18 protein-coding genes and 1 riboswitch are annotated in these 24,578 nt (G+C 32.5%); of the genes, 3 read left to right on the top strand and 15 right to left on the bottom strand.

Features of this window, described 5'->3' with window-relative positions; genetic code table 11:
* Nucleotides 1–159 precede the first annotated feature (159 nt).
* Complete coding sequence (locus tag WN975_RS22120; RefSeq protein ID WP_099710602.1) at nucleotides 160–942, top strand: sulfite exporter TauE/SafE family protein; 783 nt, start codon at nucleotides 160–162, stop codon at nucleotides 940–942.
* A gap of 97 nt (nucleotides 943–1,039) precedes the next feature.
* Here the strand turns inward: WN975_RS22120 and WN975_RS22115 are convergent, their stop codons facing one another.
* From WN975_RS22115 to WN975_RS22055, 13 genes are all read right to left on the bottom strand, one after another.
* Complete coding sequence (locus tag WN975_RS22115; protein WP_099710601.1) at nucleotides 1,040–1,450, bottom strand: Rrf2 family transcriptional regulator; 411 nt, start codon at nucleotides 1,448–1,450, stop codon at nucleotides 1,040–1,042.
* Nucleotides 1,451–1,604: 154 nt separating this feature from the next.
* Entirely contained in the window at nucleotides 1,605–2,111 is a 507-nt protein-coding gene (locus tag WN975_RS22110) for an RDD family protein (protein WP_337968373.1), read from the bottom strand.
* Nucleotides 2,112–2,402: 291 nt separating this feature from the next.
* A complete protein-coding gene (locus WN975_RS22105; RefSeq protein WP_337968372.1) occupies nucleotides 2,403–2,663 on the bottom strand; it encodes a hypothetical protein in 261 nt (86 codons plus the stop codon).
* A gap of 94 nt (nucleotides 2,664–2,757) precedes the next feature.
* Nucleotides 2,758–3,930 carry an aminotransferase class I/II-fold pyridoxal phosphate-dependent enzyme gene (locus tag WN975_RS22100; protein WP_337968371.1) on the bottom strand — a complete coding sequence of 391 codons (1,173 nt, stop codon included), beginning with the start codon at nucleotides 3,928–3,930 and terminating at the stop codon, nucleotides 2,758–2,760.
* A 138-nt stretch (nucleotides 3,931–4,068) separates the two neighbouring features.
* Entirely contained in the window at nucleotides 4,069–4,494 is a 426-nt protein-coding gene (locus tag WN975_RS22095) for an OsmC family protein (protein ID WP_099710598.1), read from the bottom strand.
* A 42-nt stretch (nucleotides 4,495–4,536) separates the two neighbouring features.
* Complete coding sequence (locus WN975_RS22090) at nucleotides 4,537–5,883, bottom strand: ankyrin repeat domain-containing protein (RefSeq protein ID WP_337968370.1); 1,347 nt, start codon at nucleotides 5,881–5,883, stop codon at nucleotides 4,537–4,539.
* A gap of 80 nt (nucleotides 5,884–5,963) precedes the next feature.
* Entirely contained in the window at nucleotides 5,964–8,378 is a 2,415-nt protein-coding gene (gene thrA, locus WN975_RS22085; protein WP_099710597.1) for a bifunctional aspartate kinase/homoserine dehydrogenase I, read from the bottom strand.
* A gap of 1 nt (nucleotide 8,379) precedes the next feature.
* Nucleotides 8,380–9,363 (bottom strand): alpha/beta fold hydrolase, encoded by a 984-nt coding sequence (locus WN975_RS22080; RefSeq protein WP_337968369.1) that lies wholly within the window; start codon nucleotides 9,361–9,363, stop codon nucleotides 8,380–8,382.
* 78 nt (nucleotides 9,364–9,441) lie between these two features.
* Nucleotides 9,442–9,550: riboswitch (SAM riboswitch) on the bottom strand.
* Nucleotides 9,551–9,739: 189 nt separating this feature from the next.
* The gene (locus WN975_RS22075; protein ID WP_099710595.1) at nucleotides 9,740–9,931 is read right to left on the bottom strand and encodes a hypothetical protein; all 192 of its coding nucleotides are present in this window, start codon (nucleotides 9,929–9,931) and stop codon (nucleotides 9,740–9,742) included.
* Nucleotides 9,932–10,544: 613 nt separating this feature from the next.
* Nucleotides 10,545–11,633, bottom strand: a complete 1,089-nt coding sequence (locus WN975_RS22070) for an aspartate kinase (RefSeq protein ID WP_337968368.1) — start codon at nucleotides 11,631–11,633, stop codon at nucleotides 10,545–10,547.
* A gap of 221 nt (nucleotides 11,634–11,854) precedes the next feature.
* Nucleotides 11,855–13,159 (bottom strand): O-acetylhomoserine aminocarboxypropyltransferase/cysteine synthase, encoded by a 1,305-nt coding sequence (locus tag WN975_RS22065; protein WP_337968367.1) that lies wholly within the window; start codon nucleotides 13,157–13,159, stop codon nucleotides 11,855–11,857.
* Nucleotides 13,160–13,228: 69 nt separating this feature from the next.
* Nucleotides 13,229–13,420 carry a hypothetical protein gene (locus tag WN975_RS22060; protein WP_121327144.1) on the bottom strand — a complete coding sequence of 64 codons (192 nt, stop codon included), beginning with the start codon at nucleotides 13,418–13,420 and terminating at the stop codon, nucleotides 13,229–13,231.
* A gap of 511 nt (nucleotides 13,421–13,931) precedes the next feature.
* A complete protein-coding gene (locus tag WN975_RS22055) occupies nucleotides 13,932–16,778 on the bottom strand; it encodes a TonB-dependent receptor (RefSeq protein ID WP_337968366.1) in 2,847 nt (948 codons plus the stop codon).
* Nucleotides 16,779–17,312: 534 nt separating this feature from the next.
* Between WN975_RS22055 and metK the strand changes: the two genes are divergently transcribed.
* Nucleotides 17,313–18,563, top strand: coding sequence for a methionine adenosyltransferase (gene metK, locus WN975_RS22050; RefSeq protein ID WP_337968365.1), 1,251 nt, complete (start codon nucleotides 17,313–17,315; stop codon nucleotides 18,561–18,563).
* Between the two features lie 274 nt (nucleotides 18,564–18,837).
* On the opposite strand, the gene WN975_RS22045 is transcribed toward metK, so the two are convergent.
* Nucleotides 18,838–20,304, bottom strand: coding sequence for a M28 family peptidase (locus tag WN975_RS22045; RefSeq protein WP_337968364.1), 1,467 nt, complete (start codon nucleotides 20,302–20,304; stop codon nucleotides 18,838–18,840).
* A 176-nt stretch (nucleotides 20,305–20,480) separates the two neighbouring features.
* On the opposite strand from WN975_RS22045, the gene WN975_RS22040 reads away from it, so the two are divergent.
* Nucleotides 20,481–22,256: a DUF4153 domain-containing protein gene (locus WN975_RS22040; protein WP_337968363.1), complete on the top strand. Its 1,776-nt coding sequence runs from the start codon at nucleotides 20,481–20,483 to the stop codon at nucleotides 22,254–22,256.
* A 61-nt stretch (nucleotides 22,257–22,317) separates the two neighbouring features.
* Here the strand turns inward: WN975_RS22040 and WN975_RS22035 are convergent, their stop codons facing one another.
* Nucleotides 22,318–24,537, bottom strand: a complete 2,220-nt coding sequence (locus WN975_RS22035; RefSeq protein ID WP_337968362.1) for a hypothetical protein — start codon at nucleotides 24,535–24,537, stop codon at nucleotides 22,318–22,320.
* Nucleotides 24,538–24,578 lie beyond the last annotated feature (41 nt).

The following is a 24,578-nucleotide window of genomic DNA, read 5'->3' as shown; positions in this document are numbered from 1 at the left end:
ATATAACAAATTAGCTTCTTAAGTTAAAAATCATATCAAGCTGTAATACAACCAAATAAACTATAAATGATATCTATTTGCAAATATAACATTTTAAAGTCTACCATATCCATAGGATAATTATAAAATTGTTATTATTTTTACTGCAAATATTTATTCATGGATTTTCAAATAGGTCTTGTAATTGCTGGTTTGGTAGTAGGTTTTGTAGTAGGATTAACGGGCGTTGGAGGAGGTTCCTTAATGACTCCCATATTATTATACTTCGGAATTCCACCAACTACAGCTGTTGGCACTGATTTATTATATGCCGCTTTTACCAAAATGGGAGGCGTATTTGTACACCATAAAAAAGGAAACATCAATTGGAAAATTACGGGCTGGCTTACTTTAGGAAGTGTTCCCGCAGCATTATTGACCTTATGGATCTTAAATAGTATCAAAACAGATATTTCGACTATTAATGCTGTAATTAAATATAGTTTAGGCTGGGCATTACTTTTTACTTCAATCGCAATTTTATTTAAAAAGAGATTATTAAAGTATTCTCAAAAACACGCGGGAGATAAATTTCATAGCGAAAGTCATACTCAAAACATGCTAACCATTGGAATTGGTGTGTTACTTGGAGCAACTGTAACACTAACGTCGATTGGCGCTGGCGCTTTGGGTACGGTTACTTTATTCTTTCTTTATCCGCTTTTGCCAACGCCTCGTTTGGTAGGAACCGAGATTGCGCACGCCGTTCCTTTAACGCTTGTTGCTGGAATAGGACACGCTTCTATGGGAAATTTAGATTTGCTTTTACTAGGTCAATTATTAATGGGATCGCTTCCGGGAATCTTTATTGGAAGCATGTTAAGCGGAAAAATTCCTGATCTATTTCTTAGAAATGCTATTGCAGTAATGCTTTTCTTAGCCGGATACAAATTGATTTTTTAAAACGGATTTTTTCACCATATAAGTTATATAAGTTCATTTAATTAAGCTATGTCGCAACAAAGTCTAAAATGAACTTATATAACTTACATGGTTTAAATTAAAATGCAATATCTGCCAATGAATTACTTTCCAGAATTTTAAGTGTATTATCTCTCACTTCAGTCATTAAACGTCTGGCCGCACAAGTAGTTTCATCATCACAATCGTCACATTTTTCATAAAAGTTATGACTTGCGCACGGAAGTAATGCGATTGGACCTTCGAGAATACGATATACTTTGGCCATACTGATATCTTTTGGATCTTTTATCAGATAATAACCTCCACCTTTTCCTTTTTTCGCTCCTAGAAAACCTGAATTTCTAAGTAGTAATAAAATACTTTCTAAGAACTTAATTGAAATATGTTCGCTTTTTGCAATTTCTGCAATTTGTACAGGATCATTATTTTCTCGTCTGGCTAAATATGTTAAGGCTTTAATTCCGTATTTTGTTTTCTTTGAAAGCATTTTTATATTTTAGATCGTAATTATAAATTCTAGTTCTAAGGTTATCAAAAGAACTAAAACAAACAATACGCATATTTTCTTCAACAAAAATAATCTTTTTAAATGAGAATATAACAGATTCAATCTATATTCTACTAAATTAGTATAGTTTAAATCAATTTGTATCTTCAATGCCAATTAAATTCAAATTATAAAACATTTCCATATCCTTTTCTAAGTCTTTTTTTTCTACAACATAAGTCTTAGAAATTGAATCATGCCATATTCTTTCAGATTTCCCAAGAAACGAAAGCGCATCAAAAGGAATCAAACGGCATAAAGTTCTTATACAAATAATACCAAAACTGGGTTTTAAACCATTTTCGTTTACTACAATACTGCCAGTAATGATTTTACCCATAGTTCTACCGAAAAGCCCCTCGAAAACCAAATAATAAACCATTGCAAAAGAAAGATAAGCCCCTAACATTCCAAGTTCAATCATTATTTCTACCCAACTGTTATATATATCCCATTGAAAGATGTTACCAGTAATTATAACAAATATTGTAACAATAAATATTGAAAAGAAGATAAAGAAGAAATCAATGATGCAATTTAAAAAACGATCACGATCAGAAGTAAATAATTTCTTTTCTACGATATAAACAGAATTACTCATTTTTTAATTGGTTTGATGTATGCTTTATAACAATGATTTCAAAATATCACTGCAAATTAAAGACACATTATTTTCCCTCAAATATAATTGATGATTACTGTCTTTGATAATTTCATATTCTAAATTCAAATCCAAATACCATTGTGAGTCAGGTTTGTTCGGATCCTTTTCTCCAAAATATAATTTCAGTTCACAATTTGGAGATTCCGTTTCATATCGCAATCGAGTTGAAGAAACAGCAAATAAATTTGAAACCTCAAGATTTTTCAAAGTAGCTTTCCACGCTATTGTTCAACCAATACTAAATCCTAAAACTAATACTTTTCCTTTTTCTAAGTTGAGCAAAGTTTCAACCGCTTTATCAATTCCTCCGTTAAGAAACTGAGCATGAATATCACTTTCTGAAAGATTAACCGAATCAATACTTGCAAGTTTAAGCGTATCATAATACTGAATCTCAAATTTAAACTCCAGCAAATCTATGTATTGCTGAATCCATTCCGGATTATCTCCTCCATATAAATCTGATAAAATAAGTAATCTTGGTTTCATAGAGCCTTAAATAAAAATGTCAGACTGCACGAGAATGAAGCTAAATATTTAACTTCGAATTCGTTCAGTCTGACAACTATATTAAATAAATTATTTAAGAAAGTGCCTGATCTAAATCAGCAATAATATCTTTTACGCTTTCCAAACCTACAGAAACACGCACTAAACCTTCTGTAATTCCAACAGATAATTTTTCTTCAACAGATAATTTACTATGTGTTGTTGATGCCGGATGCGTTACAATAGTTTTTACGTCTCCAATATTTGCAGAAAGTGAACATAATTTAATCTTATCCAAAAATTTTCTTCCTGCTTCAAGTCCGCCTTTAATTTCAATTGCGATTATATTACCTCCTAAAAGCATTTGTTTTTTGGCAATTTCATATTTTGGATGTGATTTTAGAAACGGATATTTCACGCTATTTACATTTGGGTGACTTTCTAAAAACTCTGCCACTTTTAATGCATTTTCGCAATGTTTGTCAACGCGTACGGCCAAAGTCTCTAAACTTTTTGACAAAACCCACGCATTAAATGGCGACATTGCCGGTCCTGTATTTCTTGAAAACAAGTATATTTTACGAATTAACTCGGCATCTCCAACAGCAACTCCACCTAAAACACGTCCTTGTCCGTCAATTAATTTTGTAGCAGAATGAACCACTAAATGTGCTCCATATTTTATAGGCTGCTGAATATATGGCGTAGCAAAACAGTTATCAATTATTAAAATCAAATTATGCTTTTTCGCAATTTGTCCTAACAATTCCAAATCAACTACGTCTACACCCGGATTTGTTGGTGTTTCAGCATAAAGAATTTTAGTATTAGGCTTAATAAAGCTTTCGATTGTTTCCGGTTTATTGATGTCAAAATAAGTTGTTTCAATATTCCATTTTGGAAAATAAGTCATGAACAACGCGTGAGTCGATCCAAAAACGCTTCCCGCAGAAACGATATGATCTCCTGAATCCAACAATGCTGCAAAAGTAGAATATATAGCTGCCATTCCGGTTGCAAAAGCATAACCTGCTTCAGCACCTTCCATAGCACAAACTTTATCAACAAACTCTGTTGTATTTGGATTGCTAAAACGGGAATAAATATTACGTACTTTTTCTTCTGTAAAAGAAGCTCTCATATCCTCTGCGTCTTCAAATACAAAACTTGATGATAAATACAAAGGAGTTGAATGTTCCTGAAATTGTGATTTTTCTAAATGTGTGCGTATGGCTAAGGTTTCAAAACCTAATTCTTCTTCGTTCATTTTTTTAGTTTTTCTAGTTTCGAGTTTTAAGTTCCAAGTTTTTTCTATAGATAAAAACCAGAATTTAAAACTAAAACTATAGTGAGTTTTAAGTCAACCAAAAAATTATCTAATTCTCAAATTGACTAATTTTCTAATTTATAATGCTTCGTTGTTTAATACAACTTTGTAGTTTATTGTAGCTGTTGGTTCGATTGTTTTAGAAACTGAACAATATTTCTCGAAAGAAAGTTGTGCTGCTTTTTGTGCTTTTTCGGGATTAATATCTCCTTCTAAGTAAAAAACCACGTTGATTTCTTTAAAAGGTGTTGCTTCTCCAACTTTTACACGTTCTCCTTCAACTTCAGCGTTGAATGAAGTTATTTCCTGACGTTGTTTCTTCAAAATCGAAATCATATCAATTGCGCTGCATCCTGCAACTCCCATTAATACAAGTTCCATTGGGCTTGCACCTAAATCGCTTCCGCCAAATTCGGCTCTGCTGTCAACGTCAACTACATGACCTCTTTCATTTTTGAGTTTAAAATGAAACGCGTCGTTTACTCTGTTTAAAGTTACTTTCATTGTGTTGTTGTTTTATTTTTGTTTTCCTAAGCTGTTTTGTTTTTATTCAAAAAAGGTCAATATTTTATCATCTCCAGTTCTGGTTGCTGATTCTTCTGCATACATTTTTGCTGTTTTTCCGTAAGTATCCACACCTTCTTTACTTGCTCCTTTTTCTATTAGAAGCGCCACAATATCAGGTAAATTATATTCAGCAGCTTTCATCAGAGCGGTACTTTTATCAGATTTATCTATGTGATTAACATTAGCCCCATTATCAATTAATAATTGGACCATTTTAAAACTCCCTTTTTCACTTCCTATTGATCGATACAGTACACTTTCGCCATCAAAATTCTCAATATTAACATTAGCTCCATTATCAATTAAATAGGTTGCTATATCTAAATAGGCAGAAAATCCAGCTTCAAATAATGCAGAGAGTCCATTTATAGGTCTTCTTTTATTAACATCTGCTCCGTTTTCGACCAAAAACTTTACTTTTTTTAAACTTCCGCTTTGTGCTGCGTCTATCAAAGGTACATTTTGATCGTTAATTTTAGCTCCTTTACTGACCAAATAACGAAGCAATGAAGCATCTTGAAAATCATTTCCGGCTGCATATGTCAAAGCGGTATAACCTGCTTTTGATTCAAGATTTACATATGCTCCCTTGTTAATTAATTTTTTTACTGAGATACTATCGTTTCTCATACATGCCAGCATCAATGGTGTTTCTTTATTCCTTGGGTCTATAAAATGAACCTCTGCTCCCAAATCAATAATCCGATGTGCAATTGCAGGTTTTATGGTGTCCGAAAAAAAAGCTTCCATCAAAACAGATCTCCCTGTTTCTGTAGAGAATGCATTTACATCAGCGCCCTTTTCGATTAATTTTGATGATAAGTCATTCAATTCGTAAGATAATGCCCATTGCAAAGCATTCATTCCATCATCATCTTTCCCAATATTTACATCTGCCCCATTTTCTATCAACAGCAAACCCATCTTCTCTTCGTTATTAGCACAAGCCAGGAATAAAGCACTATGTCCAACCGCATTTACTGCATTTATATCTGCCTTTTTTGCTATAAGAAATTTTACGATATCTGCTTCATTATGAAAAACAGCATACATTAAAAGCGTCCAGTCTCTATCTGATATATTTTCCTGGCCTTCTTCTCTACCGCCTCTGGTATAACCTTTGCATCGACCATTAGGATCTTCTCCTTTTTCAATACATTCCTTTAACTTTTTTAGATCACCTTTATCAATTGCTGCAATAATCTCTTTAGAGGAATAAACAAATTTTACTTCTGGTACAACTACTTCTGCTTTTTCTTTCTTACAAGATACAATAAGACCAATACATGAAATTATCAATATTATGCTTTTCCTTAAATAATTCATACAAATATTACTTGTCTCTTATAACTGTTTATCTCAATATTCTAAAACCTAATCTTAAAGTCTCGGGAATTAAAATCAAATTACCCTTTATCAGATAATCTCAAAATATCTCCAAATACACCTCTTGCTGTTACTGCAGAACCTGCACCGGCTCCTTGAATAACGATTGGACGATCTCCGTAAGATTCAGTATAAATTTCGAAGAAAGAATCCGAACCTTTTAATCCGCCTAAAGCTGTATCTGATGGAACTGAAACTAATTTTACTTCCAGAATTCCTTTGTCATTTTGCAAATCTCCAGACAATTCACCAATGTATCTTAATACGTGATTTGGCTTTTGATCGGCTTTTATTTTCTCATAAATTGGATCGAATTCTTTTAGTTTTGTCAAGAAATCAGAAACATTTCCTTCACGTAAATGTTCCGGAATTAAGTTTTGAATTGAGATTTCTTCAAACTCATTTTGCAAATCTAATTCTCTTGCCAAAATCAATAATTTTCTTCCCACATCATTTCCGCATAAATCCTCACGCGGGTCTGGTTCTGTATATCCGTTGTCAATTGCTTCTTGCAAAATTTCGCTAAACGGAGCATCTTTCGCAGAGAAATTATTAAATAAATAACTTAATGTTCCTGAGAAAACTCCTTTTATTTTTGTGATGTTTTCACCAGAAAGATGCAATAATTTTATCGTATCAATTAGCGGTAATCCTGCACCAACATTAGTCTCGTATAAATAATTCTTCTGATTATCTGTTAACGATTTTCTCAATTCTTTATAAAAACCATAGCTTAATGTATTGGCTACTTTATTTGATGAAATTAAATCGAAACTGCTTTCGATAAGCGGAATATAATTCTCAACAAAACTTGCGCTTGCTGTATTATCAATCGCAATTAAGTTCTCTAAATGATACTCATTTGCATAAGCGATAATATCTTTGATTGTGTAAGCTTCTCCTTTGCTTGCAATATCATTTTTCCAGTTTGAAGTTACGCCATTTCTATTTAAAAGTAACTTTTTAGAATTCGCAATTGCAAAAACGTTCAATTTCACATCTTTACGTTTCTCAATTGCTGCAGCCGATTCTAAAATTTGATTAATCAAAGTTCCTCCAACTAATCCGTGACCGAAAATAGCAATGTTGATTTTTTTAGAAACTCCAAAAATCTCTCCGTGAATTACATTTAAAGCTTTGTTCAGTTCTTCCTTTTTAACAACCAAACTCACGTTTTTACCCGTAACTGTATTGTTGAATAATATTGGAACTATTTTGTTTTTAATTAAGGCTGTGTAAGGCTTGTGGAAAGTACTTAAATCCTGACCAATGATTGAAATTACCGAAACATTATCTGTTACTGTAATTTGGTTTACATCTTTAGAATAAAAGTCGTTTTCAAACTCTTTCTCTAATTCTACCATTGCAAGAGTTGCTTTATCTTTAGCCACAACCAATCCGATTCCTCTTTCTGAAGAACCTTGAGAAATGATACTTACACTGATATTATGATCGCCCATAACTTTAAAAATACGAGCATCAACTCCTGATTTTCCAAGTAATCCACGACCTTCAAGATTTACCAAAGAAACATTTTCCAAAACAGAAAGTGTTTTAATTCCTTCTTTAGCAGAATCTGAGGTAATTAAAGTTCCGCGGTTTTCATGATTGAAAGTATTTAAAATACGAAGCGGAATATTTTTTTCTAATAATGGAATTATCGTTTTAGCGTGCAGAATTGTTGCTCCAAAATTGGCTAATTCATTCGCTTCATTAAATGATAAGTATTCGATTTTTTTAGCATCGGCAACCAAATCAGGATTTGCGGTATAAATTCCGTCAACGTGTGTAAAGTTTTGAAGTTCTTCGGCATCTAAATAATTAGCAATTAACGAAGCGGTATAATTACTTCCATTTCTTCCTAATGTTGTTGTGTCGTTGTTGTTATTTGAACCAATAAAACCTGTAACGATATTAACTGTTTCTCCGTTATGTAATTTGAAATAGTTGATTACATTTTTCTTTGAAAGTTGTTCTAAAGGCTGCGCATCACCAAATTTCGAATCGGTTTTTAGCAATTCTCTTGTATCAACAAAATTTGCAGGAATCCCTTTTTCAACCAAAATTGAAGTTAATAATTTAGCCGAAAGCAATTCGCCTTTAGATAAAATCTGATCTTTAATTTTATTGCTATAATCTCCAATCAGGCTTACTCCTTCAAAAAGTTTATCTAAAATATTAAACTCTTCTGATAAATCAACTTGCGGATAATCTGAAGTTTGATATGCTTTAAAGCTTTCTAATAAAGGTTTGTAATTTCCGTTTTTAGCAGCTATTCTTAAAATATCTTCTAATTCATCAGTTGCATTTCCGCGGGCAGAAACTACTACGGCAATTTTTTCGCCTTGATTTACTTTATCTAAAATGATTGAAACTACCTTACTAAGTCCTTCTCCGTTTGATAACGATTTGCCTCCAAATTTTAATATTTTCATTTTATTTTTCTATTGTTTCTGCCTTAAAAATATCGGCAAGTAAATGATCTAATTGTTTGTACTCGATTAAAAAAGCGTCATGTCCGTGAACTGAATCTATTTCGCTGTAAAAAACATTGTCTTTGAACTTTTTTAGGTCCTGAAAAGTTTCCCGATTTTCTTTTGGTGTAAAAAACAAATCCGAATTGATTCCAATAATATGAATCGCTGCATTTGTTCTTGACATTAAAGTTTCAAAATCGTCACTATTTCTGGTAATATCTATGGTTTTAAGCAATTGGTTCATCAATTTATACGATGCCAATTGGTATCTCTTTTGTAGTTTTTCACCGTGATGTGCCAACCAGCTTTCTATATTAAAAACAGAAAGATTGGCATTGATTGTACGCTGAAATTTTTCTTTGAATGATTCAGGAGATCTGTAACATAACATTGCGTGAATTCTGGCGTCTTCTATTGGTCTTGAAGAATTATTCAGAATCTGCTCTTGCAAATAGCAATTAGCAATCATCCAGTCTGTAGATTTCCAGTCTGTCGCAATGGGAATTAGGTTTTGAGTAATATTAGGTTCTAATGCAAGAATTTCCCAGGCGATTCCTCCGCCAACAGAACCTCCAATAATGGTGTTCACTTGGCTAATATTTAAAGCTTCTAAACCTTTTATAAAAATTCGGGCAATATCTCTCGTGGTAAAATCCAGATAATTTTCAATTATAAACGAATCGTTTCCATTTCCCGGAACATCAAATGCCAGAATGGTATATTTTTGGGTATCGATTGTTTTTTCTTCGCCAATTAAATCATTCCACCAACCATTTTCTCCAGTTACCTCAGCGTTTCCTGTCAAAGCATGATTAACCAAAACTATAGGCGCGCTATGCAATGGCAAACCAGAAAGCGTAAAACTTAACGGTAATGAAAGATATGTTGCACCACTTTCGGTGATGAAATCTTGAATTATAATGGGACTTGGTATATTTTCCAATTTCAAATCTTTTTATTAATTGATTTGTATGTGGAAATATTAGAAAGAAAGTACTAGAGTGAAACTAGAAAATTCTTGTTGTTATCTTTCCACGTTTGGGCGTGGTAGAATGCAGCACCTTCTTCGATTTAACGAAGGGTTGCTAAGGATTCATCGGGTCTAATCCCTCGTCCTTTCTTTATAACATTTCAATACGTTTTTGAACTTAAAGGTGCAAATTAACTACTTATTTCTTAAACTAACAAATTTTATCGAAACTGATTCTGCAATTTCTTAAAGATAATTCAACCAAAAACTATTATACGCAAAAAATTACCGAACAATTTGCTCAGTAAAATTAAGCAGGTATTACCTTAATTTATGAGTGCTTTTCAAGTTAGATGAAAAGAGTTTCATTTTCTTTTGAATACATCAAAAACAATAATGAATTTGGTGCTTTTGTCTCCGCTTTTTTATCTGTTTCAGTTATTCCAAAACTTGGGTGGATTAACTCGTTTACCGGCGGTGGATTATTTCTTTCGATTTTGCTTCTGAAAAGTTTTTTTCTTAAGTAGTTTATTGTGCTCATGATATTTAAGTTTAAGTTAGTTTGCGTATTTTAATCTTTACTATTTATTTAATTCTTTGTTATGGTAACCAAATGGAATAAAAAAACCCTTTTGGATTTTTAATACCAAAAGGGTTTAAGTTTTTTACAACTTATATATACTTTTAGTATCAACAGACGCATACACAAATACGTGCGACGTTAAACATCTTGTTCATCTGTAGGGATTTATTCATCTTTGATTTACTTGCTATTTTAAAAAAATCTTGCATTTGTTTGTCTTTAAAAGCTTCTCGAAACTGCCGAATTATTTTTACTTATTTTTTCTCTTCAAAATCAATAAGATATAAAATTTATCAACGGTTTTATTCGATCAACATTACTATAATTTAGAAAACTAAATTTATCTTCTTGGTGTTTTTGAGGTATTACAAATGTGCGAATATTTTTTCAATTACGCAAGTGAGGATCAACAAATTAATCTTAAAAAACGTTAAAAAACATCATTTTAACGTTAAAAAACATCTTACAAAATTGCCTTTTGTTAAAATGAACGTTAAAACCTACAAAAAATACGTTACAAATTTTCCTGTTTCAAAATATCAAAGAACAACTAACTACTATTAAAAGCCACTTACAACCAAACTGCTTCTTTATTTTTAATTTTTTCAGCCACTTTCAAAATGTCAGTAATTACTCCTCTTGAAATAGCTTGTTTGCATGCCGATGCACTTTGAATTACGATTGGAACATCTGCATAAGATTGGGTATAAATTTCGAAAATGGTATCAGATCCTTTTAGCTGACCAATTGCTGACGTAACAGGTTCTGAAATTAATTTAACTTCTAATGTATTTTTTTCTACATCGAATTCTCCTACATATCTTAATACATGATTATCCGCTTGTGTTATTTTTGCAATTTTGAATGATTTATCAACTGCCTCTTTATTAAGAATGCCATTTTTTTCTAAATGTTCTTCTCTAAGCAAAGAATCGATTTTTATATCTGATAAATCAAAATCCTTCCCGATTTCTCTCGTCAAAATCAGTAGTTTTCTGGCTGTATCATTTCCGGATAAATCTTCTTTAAAAGTCGATCGCATTAATCCGAGTAAACTCGCGTCTTTTAAAAGCGAAGAAAAAGTAGCTTCTTCTGTAGAAAATCGGTTAAAGACATAACTCAGATTATCCGAAAAAACACCGCGAATCTTTGTAATTTTCTCTCCCGAATAATACAAATCTCTTAAGGTTTGTAAAACAGGAAAACCGGTATCAACCGATGTTTCATACAAAAATTCTTTGTCATACTTTTTAAGATTCGCCCTAATCTCTTTGTATAAATCGATTGGCAATGTATTGGCTTTTTTATTTACCGCCACAATATTAAATCCGTTTTCGATCAACGTATTATAATGATGAATAAGTTCGTCACTTGCAGTTGCATCAACCGCGATTAGATTCTCAAATTCATTTTCTTTGGCAAATGCAATAATATCCTGCACTTTAAAAGGAACGGCCAATTCCAGAAAATTGGTCTCCCATGCATATCCAACGCCTTCTTTCTCGAAAAAAGCTACTGTTGAATTTGTGATAATCGGAAAATGAAAGTCTACATTTTTACTTTCGAGAAAAAACTCCTGACTTTCTATAATTTGATTGATCAAAGTACTTCCGATATTTCCAATTCCAAAAAGGATGATATTTATTTTAAGCTTTGACATAATTTTTAATTTATTGGGGTTAATTAAACCATATAAGTGATTTAAGTTCATTTATATTATCAACGTTTATGATTTAGACGCATTTCTGTGCGCCTACTAAAATGAACTTATATCACTTATATGGTGAATAAACTTTTATATTGATTTATTCTTTATAAAAAATCACCTCTAGTAGAACTCACACTACTAAAGGCAATTTTTCAAACAAAAAACAAAAAAACCTAATTTTTATTAATGCTGTATTGCGATTCTGTCACGCTTGCGAAAACGGTTTGCAAATCAGCTATTAAATCCTCGATATCTTCAATTCCAACAGAAAGTCGGATTAAATCTTTTGAAACTCCTGTTTCTAATTGATCTTCGTCTGACAATTGTTGATGTGTTGTACTTGCCGGATGAATAATTAATGATTTTGTATCACCAATATTGGCCAAAAGCGAAAACAATTTTGTTTCATCAACTACTTTTTTAGCGGCTTCAAAACCACCTTTAAGTCCAAAAGTGATTACTCCACTTTGTCCTTTTGGTAAATATTGCTGCGCCAGATCATAATATTTATTGTTTTTTAAACCTGGATAATTTACCCAAACTACCTCATCTTGTTTCTCTAACCAAGAGGCTAAAGCCAAAGCATTTTCGCTATGTTTTTTAATTCGGATTGGTAAAGTTTCTAATCCCTGAATAATTTGAAAAGCATTAAACGGACTCAAAGCTGCACCAAAATCACGCAATCCTTCGATTCTCGCTTTTGCTATGAAAGCGGCATTTCCCAAGGCTTCGTGATAAACTAATCCGTGATATCCTGCAGAAGGTTCTGTGAATTCAGGAAATTTTCCGTTTGACCAATCAAATTTTCCGGCGTCAATAATAGCGCCTCCTAATGAAGTTCCGTTTCCTGAAATATATTTAGTTAAAGAGTGAATCACAATATCTGCTCCGTACTCAATTGGATTCAATAAATAAGGAGTAGCAACCGTATTGTCTACAATAAAAGGAACTTTAAAGTTTTTGGCTTCCGCCGAAATTCCTTTCAGATCTAATACATCTAATTTTGGATTTCCTAAAGATTCTACAAAGAATGCTCTAGTATTTTCTTTAGCCGCTTTTGTAAAGTTTTCCGGTTTAGACGGATCTACAAAAGTCGTTGTGATTCCTAAACGTGGCAAAGTTACATTCAGCAAATTATAAGTTCCGCCGTACAAACTATTTGAAGCCACGATATGATCTCCCGCTTTTAGCAAAGTCAAAAATGCTGTAGAAATTGCCGATGCTCCAGATGCCGTAACTACAGCTCCAATTCCGCCTTCAAGCGCTGCAAGACGTTGTTCTAAAACATCGTTTGTTGGATTATTTAATCTAGTGTAGATAAATCCGGCTTCGGCAAGACCAAATAAATTGGCAGCGTGATCTGAATTATTAAATACATATGATGATGTCTGATAAATAGGCACTGCTCTTGTTCCTGCATTTTTAGTAACATCGTGTCCTGCGTGTAGTGCGTTTGTTGCGAATTTTTGTGTGCTCATGATCTTAGTTTTTTAGGTATTGTTAATACTATTATATATTGTTATTGAAATTGTTTCTTTGAAATTGACTTATTGTATAAAAAAATCTTCTCCTTCTTCTTCCAGACTATACATCAGAAGCAATAATGATTTTTGACTTTTTATGTCTTGTTCTACATTTAGTCTTATAACTTCTCTTGATACATCTTCAGATTTATTATTGTTGTTTTGAGAATCGTTTCTCAATAAATATTCTACTGCAATTGAATTTAATGTTCTCATAATTTGAAATTTTAAAAGTGTTGAAAAAAAAAAGCCCTTTCGGATGGCTACCAAAAGGGCTTATAGTTCTAACTATAACAAAGATTTACTCTTTCACTTTTGGCAACAACGAATTGGGATGCACATTTGCATCATCTCACAACATATAATCATATTATTCGCTATTGTTTTCATTTTCATTTTATTTAAATTAATTCTCTTTTTTAAACTCGACTAATTTGATAGAGTAAATATAGAAACTATTTTTAGAACTACCAAATCAAAAATTGATATTTAACATTAAATTTTTCAGAAGCCTTATAAACACTGATGTTTTTCTTTAAAAAATTTTAGCCAACGGATCTCGCGGATTAAACCGATTTGCGCAGATTTTTAATTTTTCTTGTTTAGCTTGACATTATACTCTACAAAATCTTTTAAATCTCTTTGAAAAATTTAGCCACAGATAAAGGATTAAAAAAATCTGTGCACATCTATTCGATCCGTTTAATCTGTGGCCAATTTTATATTTTTAGAATTTAAAACTTAGTCTCGCAAAACCAAATCTTCCGTTTAATCCAAATTGTGATACTGCTCTTGAATAAGCAAACTGATTTGCGTTTGTTAAATCCGCACTTGGCGCAGGAGACAGTGTTGGAGTTGTATTTGTAAATGCAGGAGTTGCAGGATTATTTCTATCAGGATAAACATCTCCTATATTATTAAACCCAACTGTAAATCTGAATTTTTCATTGATTTGATATCCTAGTGATAAATCTGTTACAATTTTTGCGCTATAAACAGGATGTTCGTAAACCGAAGCTGATCCGTCTAAGTTTACATCTGTTGCTCCAGGATCTGTAACTTTTCCGAAATAACTGTTTCTTAAATAGATATCCAGTTTTTTGATACTGAAAGTCGTCATTAAGTTCGCTTTCAATTTCGGAATTGCTTCTTCTAAATAAATTCTGCTTGATTCCGGAAAAAATGAATATTTATAAGGTTCTCCTCCTGCATCAATAATAGATTGAGGAACATTTAAATCTCCTACTCTTTTTGTTTCATTATAACTTAAAGCAAGATCATTTCGAATAACGAAATCAGGAATAACATCATATTTCTGAGAAATCACAACATCAATACCTTTAGTTTCAGAGTTGATTCCATTTGTCCAGAACGAAGCTCTTTCTACACCTTTTAAATCAAATGCCTGTTGAAACAATGTCAACGCTTCTTTTTGTGCCGGCGTTGTTGCCGCATCTATTTGCGCAGTTGTTGGTCTTGCATATTGTCCTGTTAAAACCACTCTGTCGTCTATTCTTGTAAAATAAGCATCTGTTGCAATTGTAATATTTGCTTCAGGAATTTTGAATGTAAATCCCGTACTTATACTTTTCGATTTTTCAGGTTTCAGGTTTTCAACTCCAATACTTTTTGCAGCCTGTGAATCATTTGTAAAATATCCTACTTGATAAGGCGAACCGTTTATGAATTGTGTAGAACTGCTTTCAAAATATTTTTGTTGTAATGATGGCGCTCTAAAACCAGTTTGTCCTGAAATTCTCCAATTGATATTATCTGTTATTTTCAAAAGAGAAGCTAATTTAAAGGTAACTGTACTTCCAAAATCAGAATAATTCTCATAACGTGCAGCTCCGTTTAAAAGCCATTTTTCTGTAGCATTTAATTCTAAATCAATATAAGCCGCACCACTTTTTCTGTCTTTTTCTTTAGCATCAGATGGTTGAAATCCTGAGAAACCTTGTGCTCCGGCTCCACGTTTATTTCCAAAAAAGTCTGTAACAATTAATGGTGAATTACTTGGCAAAATTCCCGAAACTAAATTTCCATTAATATCATACAATCCATAAGAAGCTTCTTCTCCTGCTTTAATTTGATAATTTTCATATCTGAATTCTCCACCAAAAGCAACGTTCAATCCTTCTAAAACATCATATTTTTTACTGAAGTCTAAATTGGTTGTACTTTGTAAAAATGAAACTTTACCAGCATCAAAACTTGTTGGCGAATTTGTTCCTAAAGTTGCATTAATAGTATTGTTTACATCATATTTAAAAGAGTTTGTTCCTAAGTTTGTACTTAAATCTGTATCAAAACCAAACAACTGAGTTGTAACTCCAACTGCTGCAGAAGCATCCAGAATATCAGATTCTATTTCCGGTAAAAAACCATTTGAATACACTTGCGTGAAAGTTCCGGAACCATTTGGCAATCTGTTAAAAGCATATGACTTTCCGTTTCTATAAGATACTCCACCAAAAGAATATAAAGATGTAATATCGCTTAGCGGATATTTTGCATTATAATAAGCTTGTCCCGAAGCCAATTCTGACTGACCAACACTCATATTATAATCACTTCTTTGCTGACCTCTGTACGCCAATTCATTATTGGTTGCATCAAAATTCAAAGCTGTTTGCATTTGAGCAATAGTTGTAGCCGAAGAAATTGCAGTTTGTTGTGCCGTTGTAAAATAACTTACTTGTGGCGCATATTGTTTTAACGAACTAAGAATTTGTGCCGAATTTGCCGTATTATTAATATTACTGAACAAAGAATTTATTTGAACTCCATCCTGAGCAGCTCTGTTTTCGACAGCATTGTAAGCATTAAAAATTCCATTACTTCTAATTCCCGCTCTGCTTGTGGCTTGTCTGGTTACAGCGCTGGCAGTAATGTTCAGGAAACTTCCTGCTTTACCCAAAGAAGTTCCGTAGTTCAAATCTGCTTGAAGGGTTTGACCATCGGCTCCACCTTTAAAATTATTAGATCCGGAAGATAAATTAGTTCCGTATTGAATACCTCCCGAAATAAAATTGGCATTCTTTTTCAATACAATATTAATAACTCCCGCAATTGCATCTGAACCATATTGTGCAGCTGCTCCATCACGCAAAACTTCGATTCTTTCGATTGAAAATGATGGAATTGCATTTAAATCTGTTCCAACAGAACCTCTTCCCGGAGAACCATTAATATTTACCAATGCACTTGTATGTCTGCGTTTACCATTTACCAAAATCAAAACCTGATCTGGTCCCAAACCTCTTAATTGCGCCGGATCTACGTGATCTGTTGCGTCTGCGGTAGAAGTTGCATTACTGGTAAACGATGGCGCAACATAATTTAAAATCTGAGTCACACTGGTTTGTGGCGAGCCTTTTGTTATTTCAGAAATATTAAAAACATCAACCGGAACCGGCACATCTGTTTTTACTCTGTTTTTACTTCTTGACCCAACTATTGTCACTTCAGACAATTCATTATTCTTTAAGCTGTCTTGTTCTTTTTTATTTTCCTGTGCATAAATGCCTGAAAATGTCAAAAGACCTAAAGCTATTACTAGATTTTTTTTCATTACTTCTTTTTGGTATTTATTATTACTTTGGGTTAAAAATGATTTACAATTTGGTTCTTTTTTGAAATAAAAAAACCCCTGCTGTTTAGCAGAGGTTCTATATATATTTTTTTGAAAAAAAACTACAACAGCGTCTCTGCGGAAGGCTCCGGCATCTTACAAGACATATTGCACATTGTTAATTTCATTTGTTGGATTAATTTGATGGGGCAAATTTGCAAACTATTTTTTAATCGACCAAACAAAAACAGAAATAATTTCTATTACCCTATCAAAATAGTATGTTATGTTAAATTTCTACTTATAAAAACAAAAAAAACAGAAGTTTAATTTGCAAATCAAAATGGTTTTATACCTTTGCACCCGAATACAGAGGAAAAATTTGAACTGATTGCAACCTCTTCATAATGAAACGGTTCGTTATGAATACTGAAAGATTGATTTCAGTAGTAAAAAATGCTAAAGCAGAAATTCTCCTTTAGCCCTTTTTAAGCAATTTTTTTTCCTCACTTAATTTTAATTTAATAAATTATTATGGCTTATTTATTTACGTCAGAATCTGTTAGTGAAGGGCATCCAGACAAAGTTGCAGATCAAATTTCGGATGCATTAATTGATAACTTTTTGGCATTTGACGCTGATTCAAAAGTAGCTTGTGAGACTCTGGTTACTACAGGTCAGGTAATTTTAGCAGGTGAAGTAAAATCGAATACCTATCTTGATGTGCAGCAAATTGCTCGCGAAGTAATCCGTAAAATTGGATACACTAAAAGCGAATATATGTTTGAGGCAAATTCTTGTGGAATTCTTTCGGCTATTCACGAACAATCTGCTGATATTAATCAAGGTGTTGACAGAGCTAAGCCAGAAGAGCAAGGTGCTGGAGACCAAGGAATGATGTTTGGTTACGCAACTAACGAAACTGAAAACTACATGCCATTGGCACTTGATTTATCTCATAAATTATTACAAGAACTTGCAATTTTAAGACGTGAGAATAGTGAAATCACTTATTTACGTCCTGATGCAAAATCGCAAGTAACTTTAGAATATAGCGACGATAACAAACCAACTCGTATTGATGCGATTGTAATCTCGACTCAACACGATGATTTTGATGAAGAAGCTACAATGTTGGCTAAAATCAAAAAAGATATCATCGAAATCTTGATTCCAAGAATCATTGCTAAAAACCCAGAGCACGCGCATTTATTCAATGACAAAATCAATTACCATATTAACCCAACAGGAAAATTCGTTATTGGAGGACCTCACGGAGATACTGGTTTAACAGGAAGAAAAATCATTGTTGATACTTACGGTGGAAAAGGTGCTCACGGTGGTGGTGCATTCTCTGGAAAAGATCCAAGTAAAGTAGATAGAAGTGCTGCTTATGCTACACGTCATATCGCTAAAAACTTAGTTGCTGCAGGTGTTGCTGACGAAATCTTAGTACAGGTTTCTTACGCAATTGGAGTTGCTGAACCAATGGGAATCTTCATTGATACTTACGGAACTTCTAAAGTAAACTTAACTAACGGTGAAATCGCTAAAAAAGTAGAAGCTATCTTTGATATGCGTCCTTACTTTATCGAGCAACGTTTGAAATTAAGAAACCCAATCTACAGCGAAACTGCTGCTTACGGACACATGGGACGTAAACCAGAAGTTGTAACTAAAACTTTTTCTGCTCCGGGAGGACATGTAAAAACTGTTACTGTTGAGTTATTTACTTGGGAAAAACTTGATTTCGTAGACAAAGTAAAAGCTGAATTTGGATTGTAATTCAATCTGAAAACATTTACATACATAAAGAGGCTGTCTATTTATTTAGACAGCCTCTTTTATTTTTAGTGAATTTTGAAATCTGTGTGTTTATTTGAACGCGGATGAAACGGATTCGCTATCGCGAAAACGCGGATGAAAACGGATTTTTTCTTTGTTTATTTTCTACTTTAAGCATAAAATAAAATCCGTTTTCATCCGCGTCTTTACGAAGTAAATCCGTTTCATCCGCGTCTAATTTTTCAATACAAATAAAACAAATCTATAAAATACTTTATCTTTCTAATTGTACATTTGGTAATGTTTTAGGACGAGAAGCATCATTAGATAAAATCCAGCCTGTACGGTAAATCCATTCGGTCATTTTATGCAATTTTACGAAATCAATATTTTCAGATTCATCCATTGGCGTGTGATATTGACTGTGCAAAACACTGGTATAAAAAACAGATGGAATTCCTTTTCTTGCATAAGGCAAATGATCTGAACGGAAGTAAAAATACTCCGGATGTTCTGGTCTGTCCCAAAGTTTATCCAAATCGAATTTAGGACCTTCATCATTCGCTTTTTTAGCAATTGCAACCAAATCAGATGAGTTTTCATGAGGAGAACTAGAACCTAAAAGCGCCGCTTGGTTTACATTATTTCTACCAATCATATCTCCGTTTAATACTGCAATAATGTCCTTTTCAGGAACCGTTGGATGTGAAGCATACCATCTTGAACCAAGTAATCCGCGTTCTTCTGCTCCGTGAAATACAAATAGAGAAGTTCTTTTTCCGGGTTGTTTTTTATACGCTCTTGCAATTGCCAACATTGCTACACAAGTACTTGCATTATCATCGGCTCCATTATAAATAGAATCCTGACCGTATTTTTGTCTTACTCCATCGTGATCCTGATGTCCGCTAAAAAGAACGTATTCATTTTTTAATTTAGCGTCAGTTCCTGGAACTATTCCAACTACATTTACTGACGGATATTTATACGTTTCAGAAATTACTTCTGTAGACAATAAATCTTTAGTAGTTTTTAGATATTCTAATTGATCATTGTGTACCCAAAAAACCGGCATTGTTGAACCAATTCTATCACGAACACCTTCAATTCCGTAAATACCTCTTGTCATTTGCGGTTCTACCTGAGACCAGCTTTCTTCAGCTAATTTATCTGCAACCATTATTAAAGCTGTCGCACCTTTTTTTACAACAAGATCATAATATTTATTTCGAACAAGACCCGGATAACGTCTATCAAAAAGCGAAATATCATCTGCAATTCCTTCTTTAGAAGCTAATAAAACAACTGCTTTTCCTTTGATGTCTGCTTTTTCAATTTCTTCTTTTGTTGCAGCTCCCAAATATATTAATGACGCATCAACTTTAATATTTGTGGTTTCTGCTACCAGAACATCTTTCCACAATTTATATTCTTTTTGTCCTATCTTAAATCTTGTATTTGGAGTTACCTGATGTCTGTACAAATCAAAAAACTGAAAATAAGTTCCGTCATCACCAGCTGGCAACATTCCGGCTTCTTTGGCTTTATTTGCCAACCACATTGACACTTTTAATTCATCTAAAGTTCCGGCTTCACGACCATTAAAATGATCTCCTGCCATCTGATACATATCGGTTTTAAGGTCTTTATCTGTAATTGCTGAAACTAACGGTTTTTTAATTGCCTGCGAAAAAACTACTCCACTATAAGCAATCAAAACAAGCATCATTTTATTTTTCATACGTTTTGATTTAGTTACCCAAACTTAGTAATTTATAGCTAAAAAAGGCTTCTTTATATTTGAAACATTACCGAAATGCTTAATCCATAAAATGACAACGGTATTTTTTTCTCATTACTATTTTATTTGGATATCTCTTACAATTCACTTTACTTTATACAAAATAACTGACCAAAATGAGTAGACTTCCTTCGTTTCAAAACGTTCTAAATGCAACACTAAAAACAATTCTTAGATTTCCGTTAGAAATTATAACCGCTATTTCCGGAACTATTTTAGCCATTATTCTAAGTGAAATAAAATACAATAATCCAAATAAAGAACTCTACCAAAAAGCCTTTATGAGCTGTTCTTTATGTTTGGTTTTATTTCTGTCTGTTAGCTTATTTTTCATAGCCTCAAAAAAGAATAATCTTATTCGTTTTATAACAAGTTTAGCACTTGGAAGTTTAATTGCGCTCTTTGTTTTTAACTTTCATAAAAATATTACTCAGGTAGAAGTACAACAATTTTTAGTACTTAATATTGCTTTACATTTACTCGTTTCATTCGCAGGATTCTTACCAAAAGCTTACAATCAGGATGAATTTTGGGAATTCAATAAACGACTTTTTCTCCGAATCTTAACAGCCGTTTTGTACAGTATTGTATTATATAGTGGTTTGGCCTTGGCAATACTTGCAGTTGATAAATTGTTCAACGTAGATTTTTACAATAATATTTACCAGCATATCTTTTATATTATTGGAGGAATCTTCAATACATTATTCTTTCTAAACGGAGTTCCGGAAACCAATAATGACCAAGTTCCTTTGGTTTTAAATTACCCAAAAGGCCTTAAAAACTTCACTCAGTTTGTATTATTACCTTTAATAAGCCTTTATTTGGTGATTTTAATATGTTATGAAGCCAAAATATTAGTCACACTTTCTTTGCCTGTAGGTTGGGTTTCTTATCTTGTTTTGGTATTTGCTATCTTCGGAATTCTGTCTTTTTTATTGGTACATCCTATTGCGACAGAAACCGGAAATCTATGGATGCGAACTTTCAATCGTTGGTTTTATTTTCTGCTAATTCCGTTACTTGGATTGCTTTTTTGGGCGATTTTATACCGAATCAATCTTTACGGATTTACGCATGAACGTTATTATGTTTTACTATTATCGGTTTGGCTTTCTATTGTTGTGGCGTATTTTTTAATTCAAAAGAATCCAAAAATAAAATTCATTCCTATAAGTATGTGTCTCGCCGGATTGTTTTCAATCGTTGGTCCTCAAAGCGCAAATTTCGTTTCAAAAACCAGTCAGTTATCTCGATTTGAATCTTATATGCAAAAATCAGATAGCAAAAAAATGACTTTCGAACAAGAACAGGATTTAAGTAGTATTGTTACTTTTTTAAAGGAAAATTATGGACTTGAAGTTATGCTTCCATATGCTGATAAAAAGTTAGATGCATTATACAAAAAAGATAAAGATCCTCGATCAAGCGAAATTGTAGAAAGTTTAGGTTTTAAATATCGCTCCGAATATGACCGAAAATACGATGCAAACGATTCTTTTAATTATTATTACTATGAAAATAACGACAATGTAGTAGAAAATATTCATGACTATGATTTCATATTCACTACAAACCAATCTGATTCTTTTGAATGTAATAACTGCATTACTATAGAAAATAAAGTGTATTCTATAAAAACAAAATCGACAGATTACGGTCAGGATTTACAAATTAATAAAGATATTATTCCTCTTAAAATAGACGATTTCATCAATTCTAATTCTGATTTTAATAACAATTATAATTCCGATAAAGAAATCGAGCAAAAAATTGAAAATTCAAAATACACCATTTTACTGACTTATTTAAGTGCACATGGCTCAATTGAAAATCATAAAAAAACTCCCAACAATTATCGAATAAAAATAATGGTTGCCATAAAAAAATAAAAAAAGAACCCGATAAGAATTTGAATCTTATCGGGTTCTTTTTTTTGATAAATTATAATATTTAATACGTTCCGTTTTGCATTTTAGTCAACGTTTCTTTAATCTCAGTTGCTGTTTCTTCTTCTACAGTATCGTTTAGATATTTTACAGCCAAAGCTTGTGTTTCAATCGCTTTTTGCTTTTGATCATCTTTATAATATAACTGCGCCAAAGTATCTAAATAGTAAGGATTATTTTTGGACACAACCAAACTATACTCTGACCAAGTAATTGCAGATTTTAAGAAATTCGAATTCTGTGGTTTCAAAACTACTGCCCAAGCCGTAGAATTAGCCAAATTTGAATGGTATTCTTTAAAAGTCCTCCAACCATCATATTGATAGTCTGAACTATTATCTAAAGCAGAATACATCGCGTCTAATTGTTCAATCGCACTTCCTTTTCCTGATGTCAAATGAGTGTTAAAATAAGAACTGAACTCTTTTAAATAAGTAGTATTAGAACCGTCTTTATCCTCTGCTTCGCTTAAATACGTAAAGTAATTTTGGTAACAATCATAATTTGCTTTATTCGCGGCGATTAGCTTTTTATAAACTGAAATTATCTTACTTTGATTTCCATCAGCTGAACCTTTTTCTTCGGCAATATATTTATTTTGTTGCAAAGTAGTTGTTATTTCTGTGTTCAAACTACCAATCGCATGCACTTCTCCTTCTATACTATTAAATGCTAATCGCTCATTTTCAATAGCATCATATTGTTTTATCAAATAATCTATAGCCAGAAAATCGGTATCATTCAAAACTCTGTCCTCACTAAGAAACTGTTTTGAAAACCCTTGATTTTTAATCTCTTTCAAAATTGTTTCTACCAAATACATATTTGGTTTTGTATCTTTTTGATGTCCTTCAATTAATTTTTTCCAGGTTTGGTCAACTGTTTTTTGATCTATCACGACTTTTGTTAACTTAAAATCAACAGTATCATTTTCAGTTGTTTCGTACTCATAAGGAATTTCCAGACTTGCAATCTTATTAAGTGCCAAAATCAAACTAGCATCTGTTGCTTTTTTATTATTAAGCACTTTATTGAAATCATAAAATGCGTTTACTCTTTTTAATTTTTTACTGAAACCGTCATAATAATTAAACTGATATTGTTTTTCAGTCAATTTAGATTTTGAAGTCGCCAAAATTACGCCATCACCATTTAATACAGCAAGACTTGGATTATCCTGAATTTTGTTCGTTTTGAGCCATTTTTTATCATTGGCTGTAGCCAAATAATAATTGAACAAATCATATTGCGGATCATAAACTTCATACATATTGTACCCAACTTGTGTTTCCTGATCTTTTATAAAAGTATCAAATTCAGCTTTCGCCGAAGGATTTTTACCATCAACAGCAACTACCAGAAATTTACTTTTTGATGCTGCAGTTGCGGCAATAGCTTTCTTTAAATCATTTTCTACTTTAAATTTAAAATCAATTTTAGGAGTAGCAACTGCATCAGCGTAAGCGCTATCAACGGATACTTCTGTACTAAAACCATTATCTGCAAGCGCATCTTTTCCCGGATATGTAAAACTAGAAACCGTTTTATTTTCGAGAGGAATTACTTTTGAAACTTTATCAGGTTGAGCATCTTTAGCATTTACAAACGCGATTGGATTTTTTCCGCTTTGCTCAGAAATCATCAGTTCATTTGTCTTTTTATCAAAATAACCTGAAATATTTAAATCTCCCAAAGCGTCCAATTCGTACTTAATTGTAGCTTCGGAAGCGTCTTTTGGCAAAGCATATTTTGAGATTTTACTTTCGCCTTGATAATCTTCATAAACCAAATACAAATAATCAACATGATCGATTTCAAACTCTAAATCAGTTTTTACCCAATCAGGATCTACTTTACTTCTAATGTCTGTTATTTTTTGATATTGAACTGGCTCAGTTCCATTTTGTGTACCAATATAAAAGGTATAATAAGAAGGTTCTAAAAATGTAATTTTAACCTTTTTTGCATTTTTATCATTCTTAAAAGCAACATCAAATGCAGCTCCGGATTTTGCAGTTTGAGTAAATACTAATGAATCGCCTTTTATTTTATAATCGCCTGAATAAAAAACTAATTCATATTTATTATCGTCTAATAGATTTAATCTGATTTTTTGACCTTTGTTTGTAGAAAGATAAGATCCTTTTTCAATGCCTTTTGTTTGAGAAAATGAAACAGATATTAAACAAAAGAACATCAGGAAACTCCATAAAAAATTACGCATGCTTAGGATTTTGTTTGTTAATAGTAAAACAAAGATATTTC

It is taken from the genome of uncultured Flavobacterium sp., from assembly GCF_951805225.1.
GTDB lineage: Bacteria > Bacteroidota > Bacteroidia > Flavobacteriales > Flavobacteriaceae > Flavobacterium.
Note: the sequence above shows the minus strand (reverse complement) of the source record. Positions and strands in the feature narration are given on the sequence as shown.

What these genes read in the sequence shown, in the direction of transcription:
- WN975_RS22120 (WP_099710602.1), top strand. Translation starts at nt 160, where the DNA reads ATGGATTTTCAAATAGGTCTTGTAATTGCTGGTTTGGTAGTAGGTTTT.
- WN975_RS22115 (WP_099710601.1), bottom strand. Translation starts at nt 1,450, where the DNA reads ATGCTTTCAAAGAAAACAAAATACGGAATTAAAGCCTTAACATATTTA.
- WN975_RS22110 (WP_337968373.1), bottom strand. Translation starts at nt 2,111, where the DNA reads ATGAGTAATTCTGTTTATATCGTAGAAAAGAAATTATTTACTTCTGAT.
- WN975_RS22105 (WP_337968372.1), bottom strand. Translation starts at nt 2,663, where the DNA reads ATGAAACCAAGATTACTTATTTTATCAGATTTATATGGAGGAGATAAT.
- WN975_RS22100 (WP_337968371.1), bottom strand. Translation starts at nt 3,930, where the DNA reads ATGAACGAAGAAGAATTAGGTTTTGAAACCTTAGCCATACGCACACAT.
- WN975_RS22095 (WP_099710598.1), bottom strand. Translation starts at nt 4,494, where the DNA reads ATGAAAGTAACTTTAAACAGAGTAAACGACGCGTTTCATTTTAAACTC.
- WN975_RS22090 (WP_337968370.1), bottom strand. Translation starts at nt 5,883, where the DNA reads ATGAATTATTTAAGGAAAAGCATAATATTGATAATTTCATGTATTGGT.
- thrA (WP_099710597.1), bottom strand. Translation starts at nt 8,378, where the DNA reads ATGAAAATATTAAAATTTGGAGGCAAATCGTTATCAAACGGAGAAGGA.
- WN975_RS22075 (WP_099710595.1), bottom strand. Translation starts at nt 9,931, where the DNA reads ATGAGCACAATAAACTACTTAAGAAAAAAACTTTTCAGAAGCAAAATC.
- WN975_RS22070 (WP_337968368.1), bottom strand. Translation starts at nt 11,633, where the DNA reads ATGTCAAAGCTTAAAATAAATATCATCCTTTTTGGAATTGGAAATATC.
- WN975_RS22065 (WP_337968367.1), bottom strand. Translation starts at nt 13,159, where the DNA reads ATGAGCACACAAAAATTCGCAACAAACGCACTACACGCAGGACACGAT.
- WN975_RS22060 (WP_121327144.1), bottom strand. Translation starts at nt 13,420, where the DNA reads ATGAGAACATTAAATTCAATTGCAGTAGAATATTTATTGAGAAACGAT.
- WN975_RS22055 (WP_337968366.1), bottom strand. Translation starts at nt 16,778, where the DNA reads ATGAAAAAAAATCTAGTAATAGCTTTAGGTCTTTTGACATTTTCAGGC.
- metK (WP_337968365.1), top strand. Translation starts at nt 17,313, where the DNA reads ATGGCTTATTTATTTACGTCAGAATCTGTTAGTGAAGGGCATCCAGAC.
- WN975_RS22045 (WP_337968364.1), bottom strand. Translation starts at nt 20,304, where the DNA reads ATGAAAAATAAAATGATGCTTGTTTTGATTGCTTATAGTGGAGTAGTT.
- WN975_RS22040 (WP_337968363.1), top strand. Translation starts at nt 20,481, where the DNA reads ATGAGTAGACTTCCTTCGTTTCAAAACGTTCTAAATGCAACACTAAAA.
- WN975_RS22035 (WP_337968362.1), bottom strand. Translation starts at nt 24,537, where the DNA reads ATGCGTAATTTTTTATGGAGTTTCCTGATGTTCTTTTGTTTAATATCT.